Origin of the sequence: Nonomuraea sp. NPDC047529, assembly GCF_040642995.1 — a bacterium.
Taxonomy (GTDB): Bacteria; Actinomycetota; Actinomycetes; order Streptosporangiales; family Streptosporangiaceae; genus Nonomuraea.
In genome coordinates this window covers 173,523-198,883 of sequence record NZ_JBEYTJ010000009.1, presented here as the reverse complement: position 1 = coordinate 198,883, position 25,361 = coordinate 173,523, and the positions used below count along the sequence as shown (strand labels likewise).

At 71.9% G+C, this 25,361-nt stretch carries 20 protein-coding genes; 8 read left to right on the top strand and 12 right to left on the bottom strand.

Annotation, left to right across the window (positions count from 1 at the left end; genetic code table 11):
- Positions 1-31: 31 nt before the first annotated feature.
- The 4 genes from ABZ815_RS17045 to ABZ815_RS17030 form a co-directional block, all read right to left on the bottom strand.
- On the bottom strand, positions 32-793 hold the full coding sequence (locus tag ABZ815_RS17045; protein WP_357698697.1) for a hypothetical protein: 762 nt from the start codon (positions 791-793) through the stop codon (positions 32-34).
- 9 nt (positions 794-802) lie between these two features.
- A complete protein-coding gene (locus ABZ815_RS17040) occupies positions 803-1,465 on the bottom strand; it encodes an HAD family hydrolase (protein WP_357698694.1) in 663 nt (220 codons plus the stop codon).
- On the bottom strand, positions 1,465-1,911 hold the full coding sequence (locus ABZ815_RS17035; RefSeq protein WP_357698691.1) for a MarR family transcriptional regulator: 447 nt from the start codon (positions 1,909-1,911) through the stop codon (positions 1,465-1,467). Before ABZ815_RS17035 ends, ABZ815_RS17040 begins: the two co-directional genes overlap by 1 nt.
- A gap of 91 nt (positions 1,912-2,002) precedes the next feature.
- A complete protein-coding gene (locus ABZ815_RS17030) occupies positions 2,003-3,538 on the bottom strand; it encodes a long-chain fatty acid--CoA ligase (RefSeq protein WP_357698689.1) in 1,536 nt (511 codons plus the stop codon).
- A 148-nt stretch (positions 3,539-3,686) separates the two neighbouring features.
- On the opposite strand from ABZ815_RS17030, the gene ABZ815_RS17025 reads away from it, so the two are divergent.
- Together ABZ815_RS17025 and ABZ815_RS17020 are read left to right on the top strand one after the other, a co-directional pair.
- Entirely contained in the window at positions 3,687-5,231 is a 1,545-nt protein-coding gene (locus tag ABZ815_RS17025) for a GMC family oxidoreductase N-terminal domain-containing protein (protein ID WP_357698686.1), read from the top strand.
- A gap of 61 nt (positions 5,232-5,292) precedes the next feature.
- Positions 5,293-6,546: a cytochrome P450 gene (locus ABZ815_RS17020; RefSeq protein ID WP_357698683.1), complete on the top strand. Its 1,254-nt coding sequence runs from the start codon at positions 5,293-5,295 to the stop codon at positions 6,544-6,546.
- On the opposite strand, the gene ABZ815_RS17015 is transcribed toward ABZ815_RS17020, so the two are convergent.
- Positions 6,521-8,002: an FAD-dependent oxidoreductase gene (locus ABZ815_RS17015; RefSeq protein ID WP_357698681.1), complete on the bottom strand. Its 1,482-nt coding sequence runs from the start codon at positions 8,000-8,002 to the stop codon at positions 6,521-6,523. The two genes, ABZ815_RS17020 and ABZ815_RS17015, sit on opposite strands and share 26 nt — an antisense overlap.
- A gap of 50 nt (positions 8,003-8,052) precedes the next feature.
- On the opposite strand from ABZ815_RS17015, the gene ABZ815_RS17010 reads away from it, so the two are divergent.
- Positions 8,053-8,739, top strand: a complete 687-nt coding sequence (locus ABZ815_RS17010) for a TetR/AcrR family transcriptional regulator C-terminal domain-containing protein (protein ID WP_357698679.1) — start codon at positions 8,053-8,055, stop codon at positions 8,737-8,739.
- On the opposite strand, the gene ABZ815_RS17005 is transcribed toward ABZ815_RS17010, so the two are convergent.
- Entirely contained in the window at positions 8,675-9,310 is a 636-nt protein-coding gene (locus ABZ815_RS17005) for a TetR/AcrR family transcriptional regulator C-terminal domain-containing protein (RefSeq protein WP_357698676.1), read from the bottom strand. The genes ABZ815_RS17010 and ABZ815_RS17005 overlap by 65 nt on opposite strands.
- A gap of 49 nt (positions 9,311-9,359) precedes the next feature.
- Here ABZ815_RS17005 and ABZ815_RS17000 point away from each other — a divergent pair, with 49 nt between their 5' ends.
- On the top strand, positions 9,360-9,764 hold the full coding sequence (locus ABZ815_RS17000) for an ester cyclase (RefSeq protein WP_357698674.1): 405 nt from the start codon (positions 9,360-9,362) through the stop codon (positions 9,762-9,764).
- Positions 9,765-9,794: 30 nt separating this feature from the next.
- Entirely contained in the window at positions 9,795-10,652 is an 858-nt protein-coding gene (locus ABZ815_RS16995; protein WP_357698672.1) for an alpha/beta hydrolase, read from the top strand.
- Between the two features lie 33 nt (positions 10,653-10,685).
- On the opposite strand, the gene ABZ815_RS16990 is transcribed toward ABZ815_RS16995, so the two are convergent.
- Positions 10,686-11,759, bottom strand: a complete 1,074-nt coding sequence (locus ABZ815_RS16990; protein ID WP_357698669.1) for a methyltransferase domain-containing protein — start codon at positions 11,757-11,759, stop codon at positions 10,686-10,688.
- 231 nt (positions 11,760-11,990) lie between these two features.
- Between ABZ815_RS16990 and ABZ815_RS16985 the strand changes: the two genes are divergently transcribed.
- Positions 11,991-13,232, top strand: a complete 1,242-nt coding sequence (locus ABZ815_RS16985; RefSeq protein WP_357698666.1) for a cytochrome P450 — start codon at positions 11,991-11,993, stop codon at positions 13,230-13,232.
- A gap of 33 nt (positions 13,233-13,265) precedes the next feature.
- On the opposite strand, the gene ABZ815_RS16980 is transcribed toward ABZ815_RS16985, so the two are convergent.
- Positions 13,266-14,873, bottom strand: a complete 1,608-nt coding sequence (locus ABZ815_RS16980; protein WP_357698664.1) for a hypothetical protein — start codon at positions 14,871-14,873, stop codon at positions 13,266-13,268.
- Positions 14,874-15,419: 546 nt separating this feature from the next.
- Here ABZ815_RS16980 and leuS point away from each other — a divergent pair.
- Positions 15,420-17,900: a leucine--tRNA ligase gene (gene leuS / locus ABZ815_RS16975; protein WP_357698662.1), complete on the top strand. Its 2,481-nt coding sequence runs from the start codon at positions 15,420-15,422 to the stop codon at positions 17,898-17,900.
- A 24-nt stretch (positions 17,901-17,924) separates the two neighbouring features.
- On the opposite strand, the gene ABZ815_RS16970 is transcribed toward leuS, so the two are convergent.
- Positions 17,925-18,893 (bottom strand): TIGR03557 family F420-dependent LLM class oxidoreductase, encoded by a 969-nt coding sequence (locus tag ABZ815_RS16970; protein ID WP_357698660.1) that lies wholly within the window; start codon positions 18,891-18,893, stop codon positions 17,925-17,927.
- A 49-nt stretch (positions 18,894-18,942) separates the two neighbouring features.
- Complete coding sequence (locus ABZ815_RS16965) at positions 18,943-19,365, bottom strand: hypothetical protein (protein WP_357698657.1); 423 nt, start codon at positions 19,363-19,365, stop codon at positions 18,943-18,945.
- A gap of 156 nt (positions 19,366-19,521) precedes the next feature.
- Here ABZ815_RS16965 and ABZ815_RS16960 point away from each other — a divergent pair, with 156 nt between their 5' ends.
- On the top strand, positions 19,522-22,668 hold the full coding sequence (locus ABZ815_RS16960; protein WP_357698655.1) for a PDZ domain-containing protein: 3,147 nt from the start codon (positions 19,522-19,524) through the stop codon (positions 22,666-22,668).
- Positions 22,669-22,725: 57 nt separating this feature from the next.
- Here ABZ815_RS16960 and ABZ815_RS16955 read toward each other — a convergent pair whose 3' ends face one another.
- Both ABZ815_RS16955 and lexA read right to left on the bottom strand, forming a co-directional pair.
- Positions 22,726-23,871 (bottom strand): aminotransferase class I/II-fold pyridoxal phosphate-dependent enzyme, encoded by a 1,146-nt coding sequence (locus ABZ815_RS16955; RefSeq protein WP_357698653.1) that lies wholly within the window; start codon positions 23,869-23,871, stop codon positions 22,726-22,728.
- Between the two features lie 389 nt (positions 23,872-24,260).
- Positions 24,261-24,968: a transcriptional repressor LexA gene (gene lexA, locus ABZ815_RS16950; RefSeq protein ID WP_352325993.1), complete on the bottom strand. Its 708-nt coding sequence runs from the start codon at positions 24,966-24,968 to the stop codon at positions 24,261-24,263.
- Between the last annotated feature and the right edge of the window lie 393 nt (positions 24,969-25,361).

Here is a 25,361-nt window from a genome sequence, read left to right as displayed (position 1 = left end):
GGAGTGGTGCCAGTATGCGGGCATGTCGGGGCTAAAGGGCGGAGGCCACGCCGTCGGCCAGGTCATCGACCGCGCCGGTGAGGAACTGCCAGCTCAGCTCGGCGTCGCGGGTGTGGCCGTGCGGGGCGCGGAACCAGGCGACGTACCCGGCGACGTCGTCGAGGCTCCAGCGCAGCCGGTAGAGGGCCAGGGCGGCGGGGTCGGGCGTACGGCCGGTGGCGGCCGCGTACCTGGCCAGGTCGTCGGGGGTCCTGGCGACCAGCCACAGGTCCCGTTCCGGTACGGCCAGGCCGACGGTGTCCCAGTCGACCAGCAGGCAGCGGCCCCGGTGCCGGAGCAGGTTGCCCGGATGCGGTTCGCCGTGCAGCTCGGCCAGCAGGTCGATGACCTGGGCGCGTTCCTGGTCGCTCGGCTCGTCGCCGAAGTCGCCGGTGACGCCCTCGACGAAGGGGAAGACGCTCAGCGCGTACCGGGGGGCGAGCGGGCGGAGCAGCGCGCCGCCGTCGAGGTCCGGCACGGGCGCGACCACGAACCCCAGGGTCGCGGACAGCGCCGCCGCCGTCTCCAGCGCCCTCCCCAGCTCCCGGAACGCCGCCCGCGAGCCGCGTTCGTCCGGTTCGGCGGGCAGGGTGGCGGCGGTGAGGAACCAGCGCCGTCCGTCGGCGCCGGTCGCGATCCAGTGGTGGTCGCCGAAGCCCACCGGCGCGTACGCCGGCCCGGCGGCCTCGATCCCCCACGCCTCCAGGGCGGACGTCAGCAGCGATTCGTCCAGATCCGCGGGCTTGCTACGCATGAGCCCACGCTAGCGACCGCCCCCGCTCCCCGGCATCCCGGTCAACGCCTCCATGGCCGCGAGCACGTCCTCCACCGTCACATCCGCCTGGGGACGGGCCACGCCCGTCCCACGGTCGATCCAGATCGTCCGCATTCCGGCGCCGCGTCCGCCCGCGACGTCCTTGTCCGGGTCGTCGCCCACCATCCATCCGCCCGCCGGCACGGCCCCGCACCGGCCGGCGGCGATCTCGAACAGCCGCGCATCGGGCTTCCGCACGCCCTCCGCGCCGGAGATCGCCCACCCGTCCACCCGCTCGGCCAGCCCGGTACGCCGGATCTTGCCCGTCTGGTTGTCGGCCATCCCGTTCGTCACGATCCCGACCGCCCACCCGGCCGCCCGCAGCCGGTCGAGCCCCGCCAGCACCTCGGCCCGGCACTCCACCAGGAACGGCAGCCTGGCCCGGTAGTCCCGCCACAGCTCCTCGACGGGCTCGGCCAGGGCGAAGCGTTCGCGTACGCGGGCGAAGAAGAGGTCCATCGGCACGGATCCGTCGGCGTCCAGCCGTACCAGCCGGTTCACGGCGTCCGGGCCCAGCCCGCGCCCCGCGGCGAACTCGGCCGCCCACAGCCGGAACGCGGCCAGCCGGTCGATCAGCGTGTTGTCCAGGTCGAACAGCGCGAGCGGCCGCATCAGCCGCGCCGGGACGAGACGATCTCGTCGGTGGCGTCCCGGTAGGCGGACGCGGCGCGGCCGAAGTAGTCGAACAGCGTGGCCCGCTCGGTCTCGGAGTAGGCCCTGACCAGGCCGGCCAGCCTGCTCCTGGTGCCGGCCAGCACGGCGTCGAGGCCCGGCGGCTCGGCGACCGCCTCGACGATCACCTTGCGCCGGTCGGCGGGGTCGGGCACGCGCCGTACGAACCCGCCCTTCTCCAGGCGGTCGATGAGCCGCGTGGTGGCGCCGGTCGTCAGCCCGGTCTGCACGGCCAGCTCGCCGGAGGTGAGCGGCCCGTGCAGGTCGAGCAGGTTGAGCGCGTAGTAGTCGGTGGCGTTGAGCCCGGCCGCCTCGGCGGCGGCCAGGCTGTTGAGCACCATCGCGCCCAGGTAGCGGCGGAAGACCGCGCTCGGATCGGTGGACACTCCAGAACCTCTTCCTGATCGTCTGCCGGCCCGCTGTCAGGAAGACGAGGGCGCGGGCTCGCGCCCGCGCCCTCGTGGTCGGCGGGGCCGGTCAGCGGAGCTCGCGCTTGAGGATCTTGCCGGTGGCCGTCATCGGCAGGGCGTCGCGGAACTCGACGATCCTCGGGTACTTGTAGGCGGCCATGTTCTCCTTGGCCCAGGCGATCAGCTCGTCCTCGGTGACCGACGAGCCGGGCGTGCGGATGACGTACGCCTTGACCTCCTCGCCGTGCGACTCGTGCGGCACGCCCACGACGGCCGCCAGCGACACGGCCTCGTGGGTCATGAGCACCTCCTCCAGCTCACGCGGGTAGACGTTGAAGCCGCCACGGATGATCATGTCCTTGGCCCGGTCGATGATCGCGTAGTAGCCGTCGGCGTCGCGGGTGGCGATGTCGCCGGTGCGGAACCAGCCGTCCTTGATCACCTCGGCCGTCGCCTCAGGGCGGCCGTAGTAGCCCTTCATGACGTTGTGGCCGCGGATGGCGATCTCGCCGGGGCCCTCGCCCTCGACCGTCTTCCAGTCGCCGTCGATCAGCTTCATCTCCACGCCCCAGATGGGCGTGCCGATCGTGCCGGGCTTGGTGGGCCGGCCGAGCTGGTTGAAGCTGGCCACCGGGGAGGTCTCCGACAGGCCGTAGCCCTCCAGGATGCCGAAGCCGAAGGTCTGCTCGAAGTCCTTCAGCACCTCGACCGGCGAGGACGCGCCGCCGGCCACGGCCACCTTCAGGCTCCGCGGCGCCTCGGCGCCCTCGGCGTGGATCTTCGTCAGCATGCCCCAGTACATCGTCGGGACGCCGGCGAAGGTCGTCACGTTCTCCTTGCGCATGAGGTCGAGGGCCTCGCCCGGCTCGAAGCGCGGCATCAGCACGACGGTCGCGCCGCGCATGAAGGCGGTGTTCATGACGGTCGTCTGGCCGAAGGAGTGGAACAGCGGCAGCACCGCGAGATAGGTGTCGCCGCCCTCGGAGCGGGGGAACATCCTGTCGCTGATCAGCGCGTTCATCAGCATGTTCTGGTGGCTGAGCTCGGCGCCCTTGGGCTGGCCGGTGGTGCCCGAGGTGTAGAGGATCACGGCGGTGTCCTCGGGGGCGGTCTGCACGGTCTCGAAGTCGGCCGGCACGCCGTTGAGCGCGGCCCACACCGTCTCGCCGTACGGGGATTCGGTGGCCAGCGGGGTGGCGGGCAGCACGAAGAAGTGCTCGCAGCCGTCCGCGGCCTCGAACCCCGCCTTGCCGCGCTCGCCCAGCGGCAGCTCCGGCGAGCCCTCGAAGCAGAACAGCGCCTTGGCGTCGCTGTCGTCGAGGTGGTAGGCGATCTCCCGGCTCTGCAGCAGCACGTTCAGCGGCACCACGGTGGCGCCGGCCTTGAGGATGCCGAAGTAGACGAACGGGAAGTACGGCAGGTTGGGGCAGGCCAGCGCCACCTTGTCGCCCTTGCCGATGCCGCGCGACACCAGCAGGTTCGCCACCTGGCGGGCGACAATGTCGATCATGCCGTACGGCAGGCGCATGTCACCGAAGACGATCGCCGTGCCGTCGGGGTTGTTTCTGGCGCTGTCCTCCAGGACGACCGACAAGTTGAGCATGAACGCCTTCCTCCTCTGTACGCGCTTGCCGCCATCTTGGCAGCCCCTACATACCGACCGGTAGGTAACAGAGGTTACAGATGCATATGGACGCGCCAGCTCACCTGGAGTAAGCAAGTGGAAGGTTACTTAGCCCCCTGGAGTGCTCATGCAGTACGACTACGTGATCGTCGGAGCGGGGTCCGCCGGGTGCGTGCTGGCCAACCGGCTGTCGGCGGACCCGTCGGTGTCGGTGGCGCTGGTCGAGGCGGGCGGGCATGACGACAAGCTGGAGATCCGCATGCCCGCCGGGTTCGCCAAGCTGTTCAAGACCGACTACGACTGGAACTTCACGACGGCCAAGCAGGACGAGATGTCCGGCCGCGAGCTCTACTGGCCGCGCGGCCGGGTGATCGGCGGCTCGTCCTCGCTCAACGCCCAGATGTGGGTGCGCGGCTGCCAGGAGGACTACGACCAGTGGGGGGTGCCCGGCTGGACGTACGAGGAGGTGCTGCCGTACTTCACCAGGGCCGAGCAGCGCGTCGGCAGCAACCACGGCGGCGTCTACGGCACCTCCGGCCCGCTCTACGTCTCCGAGCTGCGCAGCCCCAACGTCACCACGGCGGCCTTCCTGCGGGCCTGCGAGGAACTGGGCCTGACCCGGCTCGACGAGCTGAACGGCCGCTCCAACGAGGGCTGCTGCCCCACGCCCGTCACCCAGAACCGCGGCCGCCGGTGGAGCGCGGCCGACGCCTACCTGCGCCCGGCCGCCGCCAGGCCCAACCTCACGGTGCTCACCGGGGCGGGCGTGGACCGCGTGGTGTTCGAGGGCGCCCGCGCCGTCGGCATCGAGCACAGCGGCGGCACCCTGGTCAGGGCGGCCAAGGAGGTCGTCCTGTCGGCGGGGGCGATCGGCTCGCCGTACCTGCTGATGCGCTCGGGGGTGGGCGCGCCCGAGGAGCTGCGCGAGGCGGGGGTGCCGGTCGTGCGCGAGCTGCCCGAGGTCGGCAAGAACCTCCAGGACCACCTCGCCTCCGGCGTGTACGTCGAGTGCAAGGAGCCGGTGACCCTGACCAAGGCCGAGTCCCTGGTGAACCTGCTGCGCTACGTCGTGCTGCGCTCGGGCATGCTCACCACGAACGTCGGCGAGGCGGTCGCCTTCGTCCGGACCTCGGCCGAGGAGCCCGCCCCCGACATCGAGCTCGTCTTCGCCCCCGGCCCGTTCGTGAACCACGGGCTCACCCCGCCGACCGGGCACGGCCTGACCGTCGGCGTCGTGCTGCTGCAGCCGGAGAGCCGCGGCCGGGTCGGGCTGAACGGCCGGGACGTGCTGATCGACCCCGGCTACCTGAGCGCGGAGGCCGACGTCAAACGCCTGGTCGCCGGGCTGAGGACGGCCAAGCAGGTGTTCGCGACGAGCGCGATGAAGCGGTACGCGGGCGGGCCGATGGCGCCGTACTGGGGGCCGGAGAGCGACGAGGAGCTGGCCCAGTGGGTGCGCGAGCGCGGCGAGACCCTCTACCACCCCGTCGGCACCTGCCGGATGGGCATGGACGAGGGGTCGGTCGTGGACCCGTCGCTCAGGGTGCGCGGCCTCGAAGGGCTCAGGGTGGTGGACGTGTCGGTCATGCCGACGCTCAACCGCGGCCACACCCACGCGCCGGCGATCATGATCGGCGAGAAGGGCTCCGAGCTGATCCTCGGGAACCGGTAGCCGGGCGCCGCGCCCCGGCGGACCTTGACGTAAGTGAGCACTTGCCCAAGGCTTGTACGGTATGACGCTCTCCACGGATCTGGACATCTCGCAGATACCGTTCTGGGGGCTGCCGCAGGCCGACCGCCTGGAGACCTTCCGGCGGCTGCGGGGGCTCGAACGGCCCCTCTTCGTGCCGGAGCAGACCGTGCCGTTCATCGGCGGCGGCCCCGGCTACCACGCCCTCGTGCGGCACGCCGACGTGACCGAGGCCAGCAGGAACGCGGCCGTCTTCAGCAGCGAGCCGTGCTCCAACAGCATCCCCGACATGCCGCGCTGGCTCAGCGTCTACTTCGGTTCCATGATCAACATGGACGACCCCCGCCACGCCCGCCTGCGCCGGATCGTCTCCAGGGCCTTCACCCCGCGCATCCTGTCCAAGATGGAGGAGGACCTGGCCAGGGCCGCCGCCGAGATCGTGGACGAGGCGATCGAGCGAGGGCCGGACGACTTCGTGGCGCAGGTCGCCGCCCGGCTCCCCGTACGGGTCATCTGCGACATGATGGGCATCCCGCCGAAATTTCATGACCTCGTGTTGCGGCGGACCAACGTCATCCTCGGCAACGCCGACCCCGAGTACACCGGCATCGCCCCGAACTTCAGCCGCGTCAACGTCGCCCGCGGCCTGGCCAGGCTGCTGCACGCCGGCTACTCGCTGAACCGCATGGCCGCCCGCCTCGGCGACGAGCGCCGCAGACGGCCGACCGGCGACCTGGTCAGCCTGCTCGTGGGCGGCGAGGAGCGGCTCAGCCCGCAGGAGCTGGGCTCGTTCTTCATCCTGCTGGTGGTCGCCGGCAGCGAGACCACCCGCAACGCGATCGCCTACGGCCTGAAGCTGTTCACCGACCATCCCGGCCAGCGCGACCTGCTGCTGGCCGACTTCGACGCGCGCATCGGCAAGGCGTGCGACGAGATCGTGCGCTACGCGACCCCGGTGATCCAGTTCCGCCGCACGCTGACCCGGGACCACGAGCTGAACGGCGTGCCGTACAAGAAGGGCGACAAGGTGCTGCTCTTCTACAACTCGGCCAACCGCGACGAGTCCGTCTTCGCCGACCCGGACGTCTTCGACATCACCCGCGACCCCAACCCGCACGTCGGCTTCGGCGGCCCGGGGCCCCACTACTGCCTGGGCGCCCACCTGGCACGTAGGGAGATGAGCGTGATGTTCCGCGAGCTGTTCACCCGCCTGCCCGGCATCCGGACGGCCGGCGAGCCCGACTTCCTGCTGTCGAACTTCATCAACGGCATCAAGCACCTGCCGTACACGTTCTGACCGCCTCGGCCAGGGCGTCGTCCTCGCCGCGCCAGGCCACGAACCCGTCCGGCCGCACCAGCACGGTCCCGTACGGCCAGCCCTCGACCACGTGCACCGGGACGCCGGGATCGGGCACCGGCGTCCCGGTGAACACGCGGAAATCGGGGCCGACCAGGTCGAGGGTGGAACGCTCGCCGATCCACACGTGCGGCAGCCGTGAGCCGGGCGAGCCGTCGAGGCAGAGCGTCACGTCCTCGGTCGAGGGCAGCCCCTCGGCCGCCGACGGGCCGCCGTAGCGGTAGCCGAGATGCACGATCGGGGCGTTGACCGCGCCCGCCGCCGCCCTGAGCCGGGCGGCCTCCGGGCCGTGGCCGAAGTGCATCCGCAGGTCCCGCATCCGCAGCAGCGACTGCTCCATCGCCAGCAGCGCGACCGGCCGCCGCTCGTCGTGGTAGCTCTCCAGCAGCGCGGGCGCCGACCGGCCGGACAACACCCGGGCCAGCTTCCAGGCCAGGTTGTGCGCGTCGGCGAGCCCGGTGTTGAGCCCGAACGCGCCCGTCGGCGGCACGGCGTGCGCCGCGTCGCCGGCCAGGAAGACCCGCCCCTCCCGGAACCGGTCGGCGATCTGGCCGCGGGCCCGCCAGCCGAGCACGCTGACGATCTCGACCTTCAGCCCGGGGTCGCCGATCGCGGTCCTGAGCAGGTCGGGGCTCGGTTCCTGGGCGGTGTGGAAGACCCATTCGGTCGCGCCGTCGATCGCCATGAGCATCCCGGGCGCCTCAGGGTTGGTGATCTCGGCGAGCGCGAAGCCGTACTCGCCGGTCAGGTGGCTCAGGTCGGCGTGGAACATGACGTTGTGCAGCTCGGGGCCGAGCGCGCCGGGGCCGGTCACGCCGATGCCGAGCGTGGCGCGCACCGCGCTGCGCACGCCGTCCGCGGCGATCACGTAGCGGGCGCGCAGGGTGCGGGTGCCGTCCGGGCCGGACACGACCGCCGTCACGCCGTCGGCGTCCTGCTCCAGGGAGAGCAGCTCGGTGTCGTACGCGACCCGCGCGCCGCGCTCGCGGGCGGCGTCGAGCAGCACCCGGTCCAGCCGGTTCTGCGGGCAGACCCCGCGCAGCCGGGTCGGGGTGTAGGTCATCGTGTCGAACGCCTGCGTACGGGTGGGCAGGCCGGCCGCGATCGCGGCGAGGTCGGCGCCGGCCAGGGTGTCCACGGTGATCTTGCCGAGGGTCGCGACGGACATGTCGACGGCCACCTCGTTCACGGCCTGCTCCAGGCCCGCCTCGCGGAGCAGCTCGACCGTCCGCGGGCCGAGGCCGGTGGCGCGGGGGTGCGCCCGTGGGCCGGGCTCGCGCTCGACGACCAGGGCGCGCACGCCGTGACGGGCGAGGAACACGGCCGCGCTCAGTCCGACGCTGCCGCCGCCGACGATCAGGACGTCATGCGTTTGTGGGAACACTGTTTCCGTCATGGGAACACTGTAACCACAGGCGTACGATGAAGGCCAGAGGGGGGAGCCGGATGTCACTGGTCTGGAGTCGCGAGCCGTACGCGCCGAAGCGTCAGGCCCTGAGCGTCGAGGCGATCGTGCGGGCCGCGATCGCGGTGGCCGACGCCGAGGGCCTCGACGCGGTGTCCATGCGCCGGGTGGCGACCGAGGTCAAGTCGGGCACCACCTCGCTCTACCGCTACCTGGAGAACCGCGACGAACTGCTCGACCTGATGGTCGACGCGGTGTGGGGCGAGGGCGCTCCTGGCGAGCTGACCGGCGACTGGCGGGCCGACCTGGCCGGGGTGGCCCGTGACCAGCGCGCGGGCGTGCTGCGCCATCCGTGGCTGGCCGCGCTGATGACCAGCAGGCCGGCGCTCGGGCCCAACTCACTGCGCCGGGTGGAGCACGCCCTGTCCGCCGCCCGGCCGCTGACCTCCGACATCACGCGGGCCGCCGCCGTGATCGGGGTGATCGGCGACTACGTGCTGGGCGCGGTGGCCAAGGAGCTGGCCGAGCAGGAGGCGCGGCGCCGTACGGGGTTGTCGGAGGAGGAGTGGCGGGCCGCGATCGGCCCCTACGTCCGCGAGGTGATGGCCGGTGGCGCCTATCCGGAGTTCAACCGGCGGGTGGCCGAGGCCGACGACCTGAGCTTCAGCGAGCAGTTCGAGTTCGGGCTGGCGTGCCTGCTGCGGGGGTTCGCGGAGCAAGTCCGCTGAGCAGGGCCTCGACGGCCAGGTCGAAGCGCTCCCGGTGGTCCTCGGGCGTGCCGAGGCCGTCGGCGACCGCCCGCGCCAGCACCGGATAGTCCGCCAGGTCCAGGTCGGGCTGCTCCGGGCTGTCCGGGCCCGCCTCGGCCAGCGTGTGCCCGATCACGAACGTGGACACCGCGTTGATCACGTGCAGCGCCTCCTTGGCGGTGAATCCCGCCCCGGTCAGCGCGGCGGCGGCGCGTTCGACCATGCCCAGGGCGCCCGGCGTGGCCACCGGCCTGATCGCCACCACCGGCATGAGCGCGGGATGCCGCAGCAGCTCGGCCCTGATCGACTCGGCGAACGCCTTCGCCCACACCCGCCAGTCGCCCGACGGCTCGACCGTGACGCGGGAGAGCACCAGCTCGACCAGCCCGTCGAGGACCGCGTCCTTGTTCGGCACGTAGTAGTAGAGCGTCATCGCCTCCACGCCGAGCTCCTTGCCCAGCTTGCGCATCGACAGCCCGGCCGCGCCCTCGCGGTCGATGAGGTCGAGCGCCGCCTCCAGCACCCGCTCCCTTGACATCCGCTCTCTCATACACCGTAAGATACTCCCGTCTTACGCCGTAAGAGAGAGGGTTCCGGTCGTGATCGCCGAGTTCTTCGCCGCCGTCAACGAACGCCGCCTCGACGACCTGGGCGCCTATCTGGCCCCCGACGTCGTCGACCACAACAAGATCATCTTCGGTGAGCCGGACGAGCCCGGCGCCGCCTTCGAGGGCATCCGGATGCAGCTCGACGCGTTCGACCCGTTCCACATCGAGGTCGAGGAGGTCGTCGCCGAGGGGGAGAAGCTGGTAGCCAGGATCCGCATGTCGGGCACGCACTCCGGCACCCACCCGCGCATGCCCGTCCCCACCGGGCGCAGCTTCGAGGTCGAGGCGATCTTCCTGGTGACCCTGCGCGAAGGGCGCATCAGCGAGATCCGCGCGGTCAGCGACCGGCTGGGCCTGTTCCTCCAGCTCGGCTGGGACTGGCCGGAGGTCGACTGACGCCCACTTCTCCCCGCCGGAAGAGGGCGAATGCTAGGTTTCGCATTCATGGAGATCAGGACGATCCACGCCAACGGTGTGGAGTTCGCGTATCTGACCGTGGGGGAGGGGCCGCTGGCCCTGTGCCTGCACGGGTTCCCCGACACCGCCCACACCTGGCGGCACCTGATGCCCGAGCTGGCCGAACGCGGCTACCGCGCGGTCGCGCCGTTCAGCCGCGGCTACGCGCCCACCGAGGTACCGGCCGACGGCGCGTACGAGGAAGCGGCCCTGGTCGCCGACGTGCGCGCGCTGCACGAGGAACTGGGCGGCGGCGACGACGCCGTCATCGTCGGGCACGACTGGGGGGCCTTCCCCGCCTACGCCCTGGCCGGGAGCTTCCGCCGGGCCGTCACGCTCGCGGTGCCGCCGCCGGGCGCGCAGCTTCCCGGGCTGCTGGCCTACGAGCAGCTCAAGCGGTCGTTCTACATCTTCCTGTTCCAGACCGTGCTGGCCGAGAGCGCCGCCGCCGACCCGGCCTTCCTCGAACGGCTGTGGCGGGACTGGTCGCCCGGCTACGACCCGGCCGAGGACCTGGAGTTCGTCCGGCGCAGCCTCGGGGAGCCCGCCAACCTGACGGCGGCCATCGGCTACTACCGCGCGGCGCTCGGCACCACGCCCCCCTCGGGCCGTTACCCGGACGTCGACCCGGCCACCGCGGGCCCGGTCCTCTACCTGCACGGTGAACGGGACGGGTGCATGGGCGTGGAGATGGCCAAGGACGCGGCAGGGAGCCTGCCGCCGGGATCGCGGGCCGAGCAGGTGGCGGATGCGGGCCACTTCCTGCACCTGGAGCGGCCCGCGGAGGTCAACCGCCTCATCCTCGACTGGCTCGGCCCCGCCTCCTGAGCACGGCGGTCACCGCGTGCCGCCCCGACAGGCTCATCCGGCCCGTCTCCTGAGTACGGTGATCACCGGGTGCAGCCCCGACAGGCTCACCTGGACCGCCTCCTCGACCCCGAACCCGGCCGGCGTCCCGCCGTCGGCGCCGGGATCGTCGTGGAGCAGCGCCACGGCCAGGCCGCCGGGTTCCAGCACCCGGCGCAGCTCCCGCCACAGCGGGTCCAGGCCGTGCCCGAGCAGGCCGCGCGGCGGCACCTGCCGTCCCCAAGGCGGGTTCACCAGCACCCGCCGCACGCTCCCGTCCGCGACCGGGAGCCGTCCGGCGTCGGCGAGCCCCCAGCGGAACGGGCCGGGAGCGGCTGCGGACAGGACCGCCCGCGCGTTCGCGGCCGCCGCCGTGACGGCGGCCGGGTCGCGGTCGAACCCGGCGAGCCCGGCGTGCGGCGCGAGCGCGTGCGCCTCGATGAGCGTCGTGCCCGCACCGCAGCAGGGATCGAGCACGACGCCCCGGAAGTCCGCCGCGTCCAGCCCGGCCAGCCGGGCCATCGCGGCGGCCAGCGGCGGGTGCAGCGTGCCCGGGATCGAGGACGTCTTGTACGGCCTGCGGTGCAGCGGCCGGTCCCCGGCCCGCCGGGCGATCACCGCCAGGTCGCCCTCGATCGTCACCCGCCAGGCCATCGCCCCCGACGGCGGCCGGCCACCGTCCCGCCGGGAGTGGTAGCGCAGCCGCCACGACCGGGCCAGCTCGTGGCCGACGGCGTCCTCGATGTCGTGCCTGGTGTAGTTGCGGCGTCCTGCGAACGAGGCCGACACCTCCATGCCGGAGACGCCGGAAGAATCGGAGGGTCCGGACCCGTCGGGGGCGATCCCGCGGGCCGCCCGCGCCAGCCGGGCGAGCGCGGAGCGGCCGTGGCCGACCCCGTCCACCACGGCCGCGGCCAGCAGCACGTCGTCCGCCGTGCGCAACCCCAGGAGCCCGGCTCCGGGCCTGGTCTCGAACCACACCTCCCGACGACGGACGCCGACGACCGCCCCGAGACGGGCACGCCTGATCTCCGCCGCGACCAAGGGCTCGGTGCCACGCACCGCCCTGGCCACCGCCAAGGTGAGCAACTGTTCTTCTCCCACGTCGCGACCCGGGACGGCGACAGGCCGCCCCGCATCACCGGCGGTGGGTCAGCCCACGGCCCGCCGGCGGATCGCTAGCCGAGGAGGAAGAAGAACGTCATGCGCGGAACCCTACAAAGTCCCCGGCCCCAGAAGCCACAGGTTTTCCCGGTGCTGCCACGTACGGTGTACGTGACAACCATTGACGTAAGTGGTCGCTTTCCGAATGATGGCCCTATGACCGTCCTGGACTTCGACCTTTCGGACCGGAACTTCTGGGCCAGGCCCATGAGCGAGCGCGAGGCGGCGTTCGACCGGTTGCGCGCCCGACAGACGCCGGCCTTCTTCGAGGAGATGGAGATGGCCGTCGCGCCCAAGGGGCCCGGCTACTACGCGCTGGCCAGGCACGCCGACATCCTGGAGGCGAGCCGCAACCCCGAGGTCTTCTGCTCCGGCGACGGCGGCGCGACGAACATCCCCGACATGCCCGCCGAGTTCACCGAGTACTTCGGCTCGATGATCAACATGGACGACCCCCGGCACGCCCGGCTGCGCAGGATCGTCTCCCGCGCGTTCACCCCCAAGATGATCAAACAGTTCGAGTCGGACGTCGAGGCCGCCGCCGTACGGATCGTCGACGACCTGGTGGCCGCCGGTCCCGGCGTCGACTTCGTCACCGACGTGGCCGCGCGCCTGCCCTTGAAGATCATCTGCGACATGATGGGCATCCCCGAGCGCGACTACCGGTTCGTCTTCGACCGCTCGAACATCATCCTGGGCGGCTTCGACCCCGAGTACACCGGCGACGACCTCGACCAGCTCGCCACCCGCCTGCTCACCGCCGGCATGGAGCTGCAGCAGCTCGTCCAGGACCTCGCCGCGCACCGCACCGCCAACCCCACGAACGACCTGACGTCCTCGCTGGTCAACGCCAACATCGACGGCGAGCGGCTGACGATGCAGGAGCTGGGGTCGTTCTTCATCCTGCTGGTGGTGGCCGGCAACGAGACCACCAGGAACGCCATCTCCTACGGCCTGCGCCTGCTCACCAAGAACCCCGACCAGCGCGCCCTGTGGCTGGAGGACGTCGAGGGCCGTGCCCCCGGGGCCGTGGAGGAGATCGTCCGGCTGGCCTCGCCGGTGAACTTCATGCGCCGCAAGGTCACCCGCGACCACGAGATGAACGGCCACCTCTATCGCCGGGGCGAGAAGGTGGTGCTGTTCTACTGGGCGGCGAACCGGGACGAGCGGGTGTTCGCCGACCCGTACCGCTTCGACATCACCCGCCACCCCAACCCGCACGTCGGCTTCGGCGGGCCCGGGCCGCACTTCTGCCTCGGCGCCCACCTGGCCCGGCGGGAGATCACGGTGATGTTCCGCGAGCTGCTGCGGCGGGTGCCGCAGATCGAGGGCGGCCGGCCCGACCGCCTGCACTCCTCGTTCATCAACGGGATCAAGCACATGGAGTGCACGTTCTGACCCGGGCGCCGCGGCGACGCCCGGGGCCCGGCGTTACTGCGCGCTCAGCTTGAGCTGGTTCATCACCGTACGGATGTCCGGGAGGAGCTGCTTGCCCTCGTCCGGGATCGACACGAACACGATCGCGGGCACGTCGCCGCCGGTGTTGACCGCCATCGTGACGATCGTGGCCTTGGCCGTGCCGGAGGTCATGGCGTACGCGATGAGCCGGCCGGTCGCGGTCCCGACCTTGATCGGCTGCTGCGCGATCTTCCTGACCTTGTTGCCGGCGGGGTAGAAGTCCTTGCGGGCCTGGAGCACCATGCGCTTGATGACCGGCTCCAGGTCGTCCTCCTGGTAGAGGGAGGACAGGTTCGCCGGGAGCGGCCCCGACATGACCTGGGCGAACTTCTCGGGCGCGACCTGCACGTACTGGCGGGTGTCGTAGCCGAAGGTGGACTTGACCGTGGCGCGCTGGTCGAGCTGCCAGGTGCCGCCCAGGCGGGGCAGGGAGACGCCGGCCGCCGCGTCCTCCACCCGCCCGGTCACCGGGGACGCCTTGCCCGGGTACTTGGGCAGGGCGGGGATCGTGGTGGACGGCTTGCCCGTGCCCCCCTTCGTGGGGCCGGCCGAGGCCGCGGGGGAGGAGGCCGTCTTGCTCTCCGGCGTGTCCTCGCCGGCCAGCGGGCCCGCGAGGAACGCCCACAGCAGCGCCGCGATCAGGGCGATCACGACCGAGCCGCCGAGCGCGTAGATCCAGATGGGCTTGCCCGGCTCGTCGTCCAGGGAGTCGCCCTCGTACTCGTCGCCGAAGACGTTGTTCCAGAGCTCCTGCTGGCGGTCGGGAGGCGGGGTGCGCGAGCCGCTGATCTGACCGGCCGTGACGAACCGGCGGTCGGGGTCGGAGGGGTCGCGGTTCAGGTTGGAGCCGGGGCGGTTCTGGTCGTCGGGGTGGCCGTCGGCGGGCCCGCCGGGCATGCCGGGGCCCGTCGGAGGCGCGCCGACGTGGGCCGCCGCGAGCGGGCCGGGCTGCATCCCGTTGTCGCCGATCCCGATCATGGTGTCGGCCTGGCGGCCGCCGTACATGACGGTGTGCTCGTCGGCCGGGTGGGCGGGCGGCGCGCCGGGGCCGTCGAGCGGCGACGGCCCCGGCCGGACGGGTGCGTCGAGCGGGCCGGGCGCGCGGCCCAGCGTGACGGTGTGGTCCAGCGGGTCGCCGGCGGGTGCGGAGGGGGCGGCCGAGGGGCTGTTGGGCCAGGGCGCGGGCGAGGAGAGGTTGGACCACGCGCCGGGGGACGGCGTCGGCGGCTGCGACCAGGCGGGCACCGGGTCCTGCGGCCGGACCGGCGACGACTGCTCCGGCCAGGAGACGGGGGCCTCCTGGCGGGGCGTCTCGGGCCAGCCCTGCTCCTGCCGCGGCGGCTCCGGCCAGGACGGCCGCGCCGGCTCCGGCCACGACGCGTCGCCGCCCTGCTGGTGCGAGCGCGGGTCGCTGCGCATGTCGTTGCGCGTGTCACCGCGCGGGTCGTTGCGGGGGGAGCCGTTGCGCGGGGCGTCGGGCCAGGAGGCGTCGGCGCGCGGCGGTTCGGGCCAGGAGGGCGCCTGCGGCGCGTCGGGCCAGGACGGCTGGGCCTGGGCGGTCTCCGGCCACGACGTCGGCACGCCGGGGGCCTCCTGCCCGCCGGACGGCCAGGAGGAAGGTACGTCGTTGCGGACCTCCGGCCAGGACGGTGGCAGGTGCGACGCCCCGGAGCTCGAGGAATTCTCCGTTGCCATTGCTGCCGGCCCTCCCGAGGTTGTGTCCGGATGTGCCGCTATATCCGGATTTGACGTACCAGGCATGATCTCATGGGATTTTCCAGGAGATACGGCTGGTTTCGCAGCGAAACGAGCGAAGCCGTGCGGATCGGTTGGCGGATCCTGCAGCGGCAGGTCGCCCTCCGGTCGACTTGGCTCAGCTGGGTACACCACGCGACGACAGTATTCTAAAGGGACATATGAGGTCACAACGGATACATCACCATCAGGTCTCGCTGGACCTGAAGGGTCTATTGTGCCTGCGCCGGTCGTCCGAGTATCTGCATTCCGCGGAAGACGTGCGCTAGGCTTGACACATGCGTTCCGCGACCCTGCTTCTTAGCGGGCCGCGACGGCCCTGAGAGGTCTCGCCGTCGCGGCTACCCCTCGTCGTGCACGAGGGGTTTTCTTATGGGTCCGAGTCAAGCCAGAAGGACAGTAGCCGTGAGTGAGTACGACCCGCAGGCGCTGCAGGCCAAGTGGCAGCAGCGATGGGAGGAACAGGAGCCCTACCGGGCGAGCGAGGACGCGGCCGACCCCCGGGAGCGGCGCTACATGCTCGACATGTTCCCCTACCCGTCGGGCGACCTGCACATGGGCCACGGCGAGGTGTTCGCCATCGGCGACGTCGTCGCGCGCTACTGGATGCAGCAGGGCTACAACGTCCTGCACCCGATCGGCTGGGACTCCTTCGGCCTGCCCGCCGAGAACGCCGCGATCAAGCGCAACGCCCACCCCGCCGAGTGGACCTACGCCAACATCGAGACGCAGGCCAACTCCTTCCGGCGCTACGGCATCTCCTTCGACTGGTCGCGCCGCCTGCACACCAGTGACCCCGAGTACTACCGCTGGAACCAGTGGCTGTTCAACCGCTTCTTCGAGCGCGGCCTGGCCTACCGCAAGGGCGGCCTGGTCAACTGGTGCCCCAACGACCAGACGGTGCTGGCCAACGAGCAGGTCGTGGCGGGCAAGTGCGAGCGCTGCGGCGCCGACGTCATCCGCCGCGAGCTGACCCAGTGGTACTTCAAGATCACTGACTACGCCCAGCGCCTGCTGGACGACATGGAGCAGCTGACCGGCTGGCCCGAGCGCCTGCTGACCATGCAGCGCAACTGGATCGGCCGCTCCGAGGGCGCCGACGTGCTGTTCGAGATCGAGGGCCGCGACGAGCCGGTCCACGTCTACACCACGCGCCCCGACACCCTGTACGGCGCCACCTTCTTCGTCGTCGCGGTCGACGCCGCGCTGGCCGACGAGATCGTCACCGACGAGCAGCGTCCGGCCTTCGAGGCGTACCGCGCCGAGGTCGCCAAGCTGAGCGACATCGAGCGCCTGGCCACCGACAAGGAGAAGACCGGCGTCTTCCTGGGCCGCCACGCGGTCAACCCGGTCAACGGCGAGCGCATCCCGGTCTGGGCGGCCGACTACGTGCTGTCCGACTACGGCCACGGCGCGATCATGGCCGTGCCCGCCCACGACCAGCGCGACCTCGACTTCGCCCGGCGGTTCGAGCTGCCGGTCAAGGTCGTCGTCCACACCGGCCTGGCCGACCCCGGCGAGACCGGCGAGGCCACGCCCGGCGAGGGCACGCTGGTCAACTCCGGCCCGCTGGACGGCCTGACCAAGGTCGAGGCCATCGCCAAGATCATCGAGATCCTGGAGGTGGAGGGCCGGGGCACCGGCGCGGTCAACTTCCGGCTGCGCGACTGGCTGCTGTCCCGCCAGCGCTTCTGGGGCACGCCGATCCCGATCATCCACTGCGCCGACTGCGGCGAGGTGCCCGTCCCCGACGAGCAGCTGCCCGTCACGCTGCCCGACCTGCGCGGCGAGGCGCTGGCGCCCAAGGGCGTCTCCCCGCTGGCCAGCGCCACCGAGTGGGTCAACGTCGAGTGCCCCAAGTGCGGCGGGCCGGCCAAGCGCGACACCGACACGATGGACACGTTCGTCGACTCGTCCTGGTACTACCTGCGCTACACCTCGCCCGGCTACACCGACGGGCCGTTCGACCCCGAGCAGGTGCGCAAGTGGGGCCCGATCGACCAGTACGTCGGCGGCATCGAGCACGCCGTCCTCCACCTGCTGTACTCGCGCTTCTTCACCAAGGTCCTGCACGACATGGGCATGGTGAGCTTCACCGAGCCGTTCCTGCGCATGCTGAACCAGGGGCAGGTGATCAACGGCGGCAAGGCCATGTCGAAGTCCCTGGGCAACGGCATCGACCTGGGCCTGCAGATCGACGAGTTCGGCGTCGACGCCGTCCGCCTGACGATGATCTTCGCCGGTCCGCCGGAGGACGACATCGACTGGGCCGACGTCTCGCCGGCCGCCTCGCAGAAGTTCTTGGCCCGCGCGCTGCGCGTGATGTCGGAGGCGACCGCCGAGCCCGGCGTGCCGTTCGAGGGCGGCGACGCCGAGCTGCGCAAGGTCACCCACCGCACCATCGACGAGGTCACCAAGCTGGTCGAGTCGCAGCGCTTCAACGTCGCGGTGGCCCGCATGATGGAGCTGACCTCGGCCGCGCGCAAGGCCATCGACTCCGGTCCCGGCGCGGCCGACCCGGCGGTGCGCGAGGCCGCCGAATCGCTGGCCGTCATGCTGTCGCTGGTGGCGCCCTACGTCGCCGAGGAGGGCTGGGAGCGCCTGGGCCGCACGGCTCCGGTCGCCTTCGCCGGCTGGCCGGTCGCCGACCCCGCGCTGCTGGTGCAGGAGTCGGTCACGTGCGTGGTGCAGGTGGCGGGCAAGGTGCGCGACCGGCTGGAGGTCGCCCCCGACATCTCCGAGGACGAGCTGCGGGCCCTGGCCCTGGCCTCCGACAAGGTGGCCGCCTACCTCCAGGGCGCGCCGCGCAAGGTGATCGTGCGCGCGCCCAAGCTGGTCAACATCGTCCCGTAGGCGAGGCCCCCGGGTCTCGTCCGGTCAGATCCGGCGCAGGGCCGGCAGGAGTTCCTTCTCCGCCCAGTCGAAGAACGGCTCCTGCTGGTCGTGCCCGATCTGCACGAGCGCCACGTGGGTGTATCCGGCGTCGGCGAACTTCTTGACGCCCTGCACGACCGCGTCCAGGTCGTCGCCGCACGGCACGCTCTTCGCGACGTCCTCGGGGCGTACCGAGCCGGCCGCGGCGGCGAAGTTCACCGGGCCGGGCAGCTCGGCCATGACCTTCCAGCCGCCGACGCCCGACCAGCGCCACAGCCGGTGCGCCCGCTCCTTGGCGGCCTCGGGGTCGGTGTCGTAGGCGATCGGCAGCTGACCGTAGACCGGCTTGCCGTGGCCGCCGGCCGCCTGGAACTGCTGCACCACCTCGGGCATCGGGTCGTTGACGACGAGCACGTCGCCCAGGTCGGCGGCGATCTCGGCCGACCTGCCGCCGGAGGCGGCGATGCCGATCGGCACCTGCTCCTCGGGCAGGTCGTAGAGCTTGGCGGAGTCGACGTCGAAGAACTCGCCCTGGTAGGTGACGTAGTCGCCGCTGAACAGCTCCTTGATGATCTGCACGGCCTCGGCGAACATCCGGTGCCTGGTGTCCACCGGCGGCCAGCCCTCGCCCACGACGTGCTCGTTGAGGTTCTCGCCGGCGCCCAGGCCCAGGGTGAACCGGCCCTCGCTCAGCACGCCCATCGTGGCCGCCTTCTGCGCCACCACCGCCGGGTGGTAGCGCATGATGGGGCAGGTCACGTACGTCATGAGCGGCAGGCGCTCGGTGACCTGCGCCGCCGCGCCCAGCACCGACCAGCAGTACGGCGAGTGGCCCATCTCCTCGATCCACGGGAAGTAGTGGTCGGAGATGACCGCGTAGTCGAAGCCGACGCGTTCGGCGGTGGCGGCGTAGTCCACCAGTTCGCGGGCCGGGGTCTGCTCGGACATCAAGGTGTAGCCGATTTGCACCATATGGTCGGGCTACCCAACTTCGTCCGCATTAGGGTCGGGCGTCCGGAGATCAATCGTCACTGCGGAGCTCCTCGATCACCAGCCCCAGGCCGATGGCCAGCAGCCAGAGGTCCTTGGACAGGCCGATGCCCTGCTGGGTCGGGCGCAGGCTGCCCTCCTCGCGCATGCCCGGCGTCCTGAGGTAGAGCCCGAGCAGGCCCGCCGCGAACGCGGTCAGCCCCGCGCCGGCCAGCAGCGACGGCACGAACGGCAGGACGAGCGCGGCCCCGAGGGCGAGCTCGCCCTTCGACAGCAGCCTGGTGAAGGCCACCGGGTCCAGACCGCGCAGGAACGGGTACGTGCCCGAGGCCATGCCGTGCAGGCCGGCCGCCGTCTGCTCGTCGGCCTCGGCCTTGCCGAAGCCGGAGTTCAGGATGATGGCGGCGGCGGCCAGGCGGGGCGGGAGCTGGTGTGGGCGGGCGATGAATCTCATGATTCCTCACAGTGTGTGATTTGTGGCGTTCAGCTCCTTCCCTGCCGTTCCTCGCACATCCGGGGCATCGGACGGTCTTGGCTGTTCGCGTACGGTGGAGCGCTGCTGTGAGAGAAAATCTTTAGCTGGTTTGGTGTCTCGCATTAGTGTCTAGCTGTGACATATGGCGCATACCTGAGATACCCGCATCTGTCCGGTGACCTGGTCACCTTCGTCGCCGACGACGATGTCTGGCTCGCCCCCGTCGCCGGCGGCCGGGCCTGGCGCTTCACCGCCGACCGCGTGCCGGTCTCCTCCCCGCGGTTCTCGCCCGACGGCTCGCGCATCGCGTGGACCAGCGGCAAGGAGGGCGCCCCCGAGGTGTTCGCGGCCGAGCTCGACGGCCCCGAGGGCACGCGGCTGACGCACTGGGGCAACGCGATGACCGGCGTCCGCGGATGGGCCGGCGACGACGCCGTGCTCGCGATCAGCTCCACCGGAGAGGCGTCGCGCACCCGGCTCTGGGCGTACGCCGTCCCGCTCGACGGGGGGCCGGCGGCGCGGCTGCCGTACGGATGGGTCGGCGAGGCGGCCGTCAGCGGCTCGAAGGTGGCCACGGTGTCGCCGGTCTGGCGCGAGCCGTCCCAGTGGAAGCGCTACAAGGGCGGCACGGCGGCCAAGATCTGGGTCGACGCCGAGGGCGACGGGGAGTTCACCAGGCTGTTCGCCGACAGCCCGGCCCAGTACTGGGCGATCAACTGGGTCGGCGACCGGATCGTCTACCTGTCCGACGTGGACGGCGTCGGGAACCTCTACTCGGCCCTCCCCGACGGCTCCGACGTGCGCCGGCACACCACCCACGACGAGTTCTACGCCCGCCACGCCACGAGCGACGGCCGGCGGGTGATCTACAGCCACGCCGGGGACCTGTGGTTGCTGGAGAGCCTGGACGCGGAGCCGTACAAACTGGACGTGAAGCTCGGCGGCCCGCGGCCGGGACGGGCGCGGCGGCCCGCGCCCACGCGCGTCGGGGGCTTCTCGCCGGACGCGACCGGGCGGGCCAGCGCGGTCGAGCTCCGCGGCACCGCGCACTGGGTGACCCACCGCGACGGGCCCGCGGGCGCGCTCCGGGTGGAACCCGGCGTGCGGGTGCGCCTGCCGCGCGCCCTCGGCGCCGACGGCCGGGCCGTGTGGGTCTCGGACGCCGGCGGCGAGGACGGCCTGGAGGTCGGCACCCCGGGCGGCGAGATCAGGACCCTGGCCGGCGGGCAGCTCGGCAGGGTGCTCGAACTGACCGCCGCGCCCGACGGCAAGCACGCGGCCGTGGCCACCCACGACGGGCGGCTGCTGGTCGTGGACCTGGAGTCGGGCGACCTGCGGGAGCTGGACCGCACCCCGCAGGGCGACATCAGCGGGCTCACCTTCTCGCCGGACTCCGGCTGGCTGGCCTGGGTGCACCCCGACCACGAGCCGCTGTCGCAGATCAAGATGGGCCGCGTGGACGGCACGTCCGTGATCGACGTGACGCCGCTGCGCTTCTCCGACTACGACCCGATGTTCACCAAGGACGGCAAGCACCTGGCGTTCCTGTCGGTGCGCACGTTCGACCCGGTCTACGACGCGCACGTCTTCGACCTGTCGTTCCCGGCGGGCTGCCGGCCGTACATCGTGCCGCTGCAGGCCACCACGCCGTCGCCGTTCGACCCGTCGTTGCAGGGACGCGGGTTCAACGGGGAGGACGACAAGCCGGCCAAGGACGACAAGAAGGACGACGCGCCGCCGCGTACCGAGGTGGACCCCGAGGGGCTGGCCTCGCGGGTGGTGCCCGTCCCCGTGCCGGCGGGCCGCTACGGCAACCTCAGGACCGCCAAGGACGCGCTGCTGTGGCTCCGCCACCCCGTCACGGGCCAGCTCGGCGACGGCACCGAGCCGACGAGCGAGACCGTGCTCGAACGCTACGACCTCAAGAAGCGCGCCAAGGCCGAGCTGGGCAAGGAGGTGCGCGCCTTCGAGGTCAGCGGCGACGGCACCAGGCTCGTCACCAACGGCAAGAACGGGCTGCAGACGCGGGCGGCCGGCGAGGGCGACGAGGTCGTCACGATCGACCTCGACCGCATCACCGTCCAGATCGACCCGGTCGCCGAGTGGCTCCAGGGCTACCGCGAGGCCGGACGGCTCATGCGCGACCACTTCTGGCGCGAGGACATGGGCGGCCACGACTGGCAGGCCACGCTCGACCGGTACGAGCCGCTGGTCTCCCGCCTCGGCAGCCACTCCGAGCTGATCGACCTGCTGTGGGAGGTGCAGGGCGAGCTGGGCACCTCGCACGCCTACGCCAGGGGCCACGACGGCGTCACCGACCCGCGCCGCCGTCAGGGCCTGCTCGGCGCCGACCTGGCCAAGGACGAGGACGGGACGTGGCGGGTCGAGCGCATCCTGCCCGGTGAGACGTCCGACCACGCGGCCCGCTCGCCGCTGCTCGCGCCCGGCGTCGCGATCCGCCCCGGTGACGCGATCGTGGCGGTGGGCGGACGTCCGGTCGATCCGGTACGCGGCCCGCTCGCGCTGCTGTCCGGCACCGCCGACCAGCCCGTGGAGCTGACCGTGCGGCCCGCCGCCGGCGGCTCGCCGCGCCGGGTCGTCGTCACCCCGCTCGCCGACGACAGCCAGCTCCGCTACCACGACTGGGTGGAGAACCGGCGGGCCTTCGTCCGCGAGGCGTCCGGCGGCAGGCTCGGTTACCTGCACGTACCGGACATGGTGGCCACCGGGTGGGCGCAGTTCCACCGCGACCTGCGTACCGAGATGGCCTACGACGGGCTGGTCGTGGACGTGCGCGAGAACAGCGGCGGGCACCTGTCGGAGCTCGTGCTGGAGAAGCTGTCGCGCAGGGTCACCGGCTGGGCGCGGGCCCGCGGCTACGAGCCGATGCGCTACCCCGAGGACTCGCCCCGCGGGCCCATCGTGGCCGTCGCCGACGAGTTCGCCGGGTCCGACGGCGACATCGTCAGCGCCGGGATCAAGAACCGCGCCCTCGGCCCGCTGGTCGGCACCCGGACCTGGGGCGGCGTCATCGGCATCGACTCGCGCTACTCCCTGGTGGACGGGACCGTGGTGACCCAGCCGCGGTACGCGTTCTGGCTGGAGGGGCCGGGCTGGGGCGTGGAGAACCACGGCGTCGATCCCGACGTCGAGGTCGTGATCACGCCGCAGGACCGGGTGGCGGGCCGTGACCCGCAGCTGGAGAAGGCGGTCGAGCTGGCGCTCGCCGCCCTTGAGGAGCGCCCGGCCGCCACCGCGCCCGATCTGCCGCCGCTGGGCTGATCCTCCCGCCGAGGGGCGGCCCGTCCGGGCCGCCCCTCGGCCTGGCCGGGTCGTTCCTCAGCTCAGCCTGGTGAGGATCTCCGACAACATCGCCTCCGTCGTCGCGAAGTTCAGCCGTACGTAGTCCGCGCCGCCCGGCCCGAACGCCGCGCCGTCGTTGAGCCGCACCTTCGCCTCCCGCTCGATGACCTCGGCCGTGCCCGGCCGTCCGGTGTGCAGCCACGCCAGGTAGGTGGCCTGCGGGACCCGGTACCCGAACCGGTCCGGCAGCCGCTCGGCGATCAGGCGGCGGTTGCGGTCGAGCAGCGCCCTGGTCCTGTCCAGCCAGGCGTCCCCGTGCCGCCAGGCCGCGACCGTGGCCTCCACCCCGAGCAGGTTCGCCGACCCGAACAGGAACGGCGGCTGCGCCGCCACGGCCGCGCGCACCTCGGCGGGGCCGATGTGGGCGACCGAGCAGCGGATTCCGCCCAGGTTGAACGCCTTCGTCGCCGAGGTGAGGGTGACCGTGCGCTCGGGGAGGATCGTGGCGAAGGGGATGTGCCGGTGCGGTTCGTACGTGAGGTCGGCGTGGATCTCGTCGGCCAGGACCAGCAGGTCGTGACGTTCCACGTGCTCGGCCAGCCCTTCCAGCTCGGCGCGGGTGAACACGCGGCCCGTCGGGTTCTGCGGGTTGACCAGCAGGAGCACCCGGCAGCCGGACAGGTCGGGCACCTCGAACCGCCACGCGTCGCCGTCCGGTTCGAGCTGGATGGGGACGAGCGGGCGTTCCATGGTGTCGAGGGTGGTCAGGAACGGGTGGTAGGCGGGGGTGTGCAGCGCGACGCCGTCACCGGGCCTGGTCCAGAGGTGCAGCAGCACCTGGAGGGCCTGGTTGATGTCGCTGAACGTGTGGACGTACGAGGGGTCGGCGGCCCAGCCGTGACGGGCGGCCATGCGCTCGGCGAACGCCTCGGCCAGGGGACCGCTCTGCGGCTGGTCGAGCCAGGTCGGGTAGCCGAGGTCGCCGGCGGCGCGGCGGGTCAGGGCCTCGATCACCTCGGGGGCGGTGGACAGGTCCATGTCGGCGATCCAGGCCGGGATGACCCCGGGGGCGGGGAGTGCCCACTTGAGACCGTCATGCGTCTTTTTGAGGTCCAGCATCTCCTTGGAGACGTTGGTCTCTTTGGGGGCATGCGTCTCTTTTGGGGGGTTCGTGTCGGTCACGGGCACATTCTAGGAGTTTGCGGCGTGGCAGGGCTGTGGGGGCGTTTGTGGCTGCGCCGGCGGAAGCGGGGCTCGTTGGAGCGGGGGCGCGCTACCGGTCGTCTTTCGCCTTTGGGGCGCCCTGTCGCGGCATGCGTGATGGGCCCGGCCGTGTTGCTGCTGTCCGGGCCTGGAGGGGCGCGAGCGGGCCACGCGGCGCCGCCCTCCCCGGTGAGGCCGGGTGAAGGGCCCCGCCGGGGAGGGCGGCGTCAGGTGCGTGCGACCTGCGAGGAATCGCCAGATGGCGCGAGCGACCGCAGCCCCCGTACGAGGGAGGCCGGATCGTATGGAAGTCGGACGGCGGCCGCGACCCCCGTGGAGGAGGGCGGCTGCCGGTCGGCGACGGAGTGCTAGAGGCGGCGGAGGACGGCCACCACCTTGCCCAGAACGCTGGCCTCGTCGCCGGGAATGGGCTCGTAGTTCGGGTTGTGAGGCACCAGCCACACGTGCCCGTCCTTGCGCTTGAACGTCTTGACCGTGGCCTCGCCCTCGATCATGGCGGCCACGATGTCGCCGCTCTCGGCGACCGGCTGCTGGCGGACGACCACCCAGTCGCCGTCGGCGATGGCGGCCTCGATCATCGAGTCACCGGCGACCTGGAGCAGGAAGAGCGTGCCCTCGCCGACGAGCTGCTTGGGAAGGGCGAAGACGTCCTCCACGCTCTCCTCGGCCAGGATCGGTCCACCGGCGGCGATGCGGCCCACGAGCGGCACGTAGGCGGCGGTCGGCCGGCTCACGGGCGCCTCGTCGTCGGTCGCGTCGGGGTCGACCCACAGCACGGGCTCGCCGGGCAGGCGCACCTCCAGGGCGCGCGGCCGATGCGGGTCGCGCCGCAGGTAGCCCTTGCGCTGCAGGGCGGTCAACTGGTGCGACACGCTGGACGTGCTCGTCAGCTGCACGGCCTCGCCGATCTCGCGCATCGAGGGCGGGTAGCCGCGCTGCTGCACCGAATCGCGGATCACTTCGAGGATCTTGCGCTGCCTGGGCGTCAGGCCCAGGGAGTCGCGTCGGCGCACCGCGAGGTCTGTGACCCCGTTCGCGTCTTCCCGCTCGCTCATGCTCTTCCTCCTCGCCTGGCGGCGGCCCGCCTCACCGGCGAACCTCCCGGTCCGTGGTCTTGATGTCGCACACAGCGACCGTATCGCTGTTGAAGATCATCTTCAAACAATTGTTCGAGTCTTCCTCGAAATTGTTGCCAGCGTGGTGTACAACATCGTACGGGAGTTCGATCGACACCGTGTTCGATTTGCTGATCATATTTTGGCCGCTTCCTCGGGCCGGACGGCGGGAGGTCAATCGTGCGAACGATCCCGAGCACCGACACGACCAGCGAAGACGTCAACCGGCTCACTCTCATCGCCGACGCCACCCGGGGTCGGGGCCGACGGGGGGACGACCCGCGTACGGGCTCCGGCCGGCACGAGAACCGGGCAGAACGGCCCGCGCCCGAT

Excerpts from the sequence above, each read along its gene's own strand:
- ABZ815_RS17010 (WP_357698679.1), top strand. The coding sequence starts at position 8,053 with ATGTCACTGGTCTGGAGTCGCGAGCCGTACGCGCCGAAGCGTCAGGCC.
- ABZ815_RS16995 (WP_357698672.1), top strand. The coding sequence starts at position 9,795 with ATGCTAGGTTTCGCATTCATGGAGATCAGGACGATCCACGCCAACGGT.
- ABZ815_RS17015 (WP_357698681.1), bottom strand. The coding sequence starts at position 8,002 with ATGACGGAAACAGTGTTCCCACAAACGCATGACGTCCTGATCGTCGGC.
- ABZ815_RS17025 (WP_357698686.1), top strand. The coding sequence starts at position 3,687 with ATGCAGTACGACTACGTGATCGTCGGAGCGGGGTCCGCCGGGTGCGTG.
- ABZ815_RS16965 (WP_357698657.1), bottom strand. The coding sequence starts at position 19,365 with ATGAGATTCATCGCCCGCCCACACCAGCTCCCGCCCCGCCTGGCCGCC.
- ABZ815_RS17020 (WP_357698683.1), top strand. The coding sequence starts at position 5,293 with ATGACGCTCTCCACGGATCTGGACATCTCGCAGATACCGTTCTGGGGG.
- ABZ815_RS16970 (WP_357698660.1), bottom strand. The coding sequence starts at position 18,893 with ATGGTGCAAATCGGCTACACCTTGATGTCCGAGCAGACCCCGGCCCGC.
- lexA (WP_352325993.1), bottom strand. The coding sequence starts at position 24,968 with ATGAGCGAGCGGGAAGACGCGAACGGGGTCACAGACCTCGCGGTGCGC.
- ABZ815_RS17045 (WP_357698697.1), bottom strand. The coding sequence starts at position 793 with ATGCGTAGCAAGCCCGCGGATCTGGACGAATCGCTGCTGACGTCCGCC.
- ABZ815_RS17005 (WP_357698676.1), bottom strand. The coding sequence starts at position 9,310 with ATGAGAGAGCGGATGTCAAGGGAGCGGGTGCTGGAGGCGGCGCTCGAC.
- leuS (WP_357698662.1), top strand. The coding sequence starts at position 15,420 with ATGGGTCCGAGTCAAGCCAGAAGGACAGTAGCCGTGAGTGAGTACGAC.
- ABZ815_RS16985 (WP_357698666.1), top strand. The coding sequence starts at position 11,991 with ATGACCGTCCTGGACTTCGACCTTTCGGACCGGAACTTCTGGGCCAGG.
- ABZ815_RS17030 (WP_357698689.1), bottom strand. The coding sequence starts at position 3,538 with ATGCTCAACTTGTCGGTCGTCCTGGAGGACAGCGCCAGAAACAACCCC.
- ABZ815_RS17040 (WP_357698694.1), bottom strand. The coding sequence starts at position 1,465 with ATGCGGCCGCTCGCGCTGTTCGACCTGGACAACACGCTGATCGACCGG.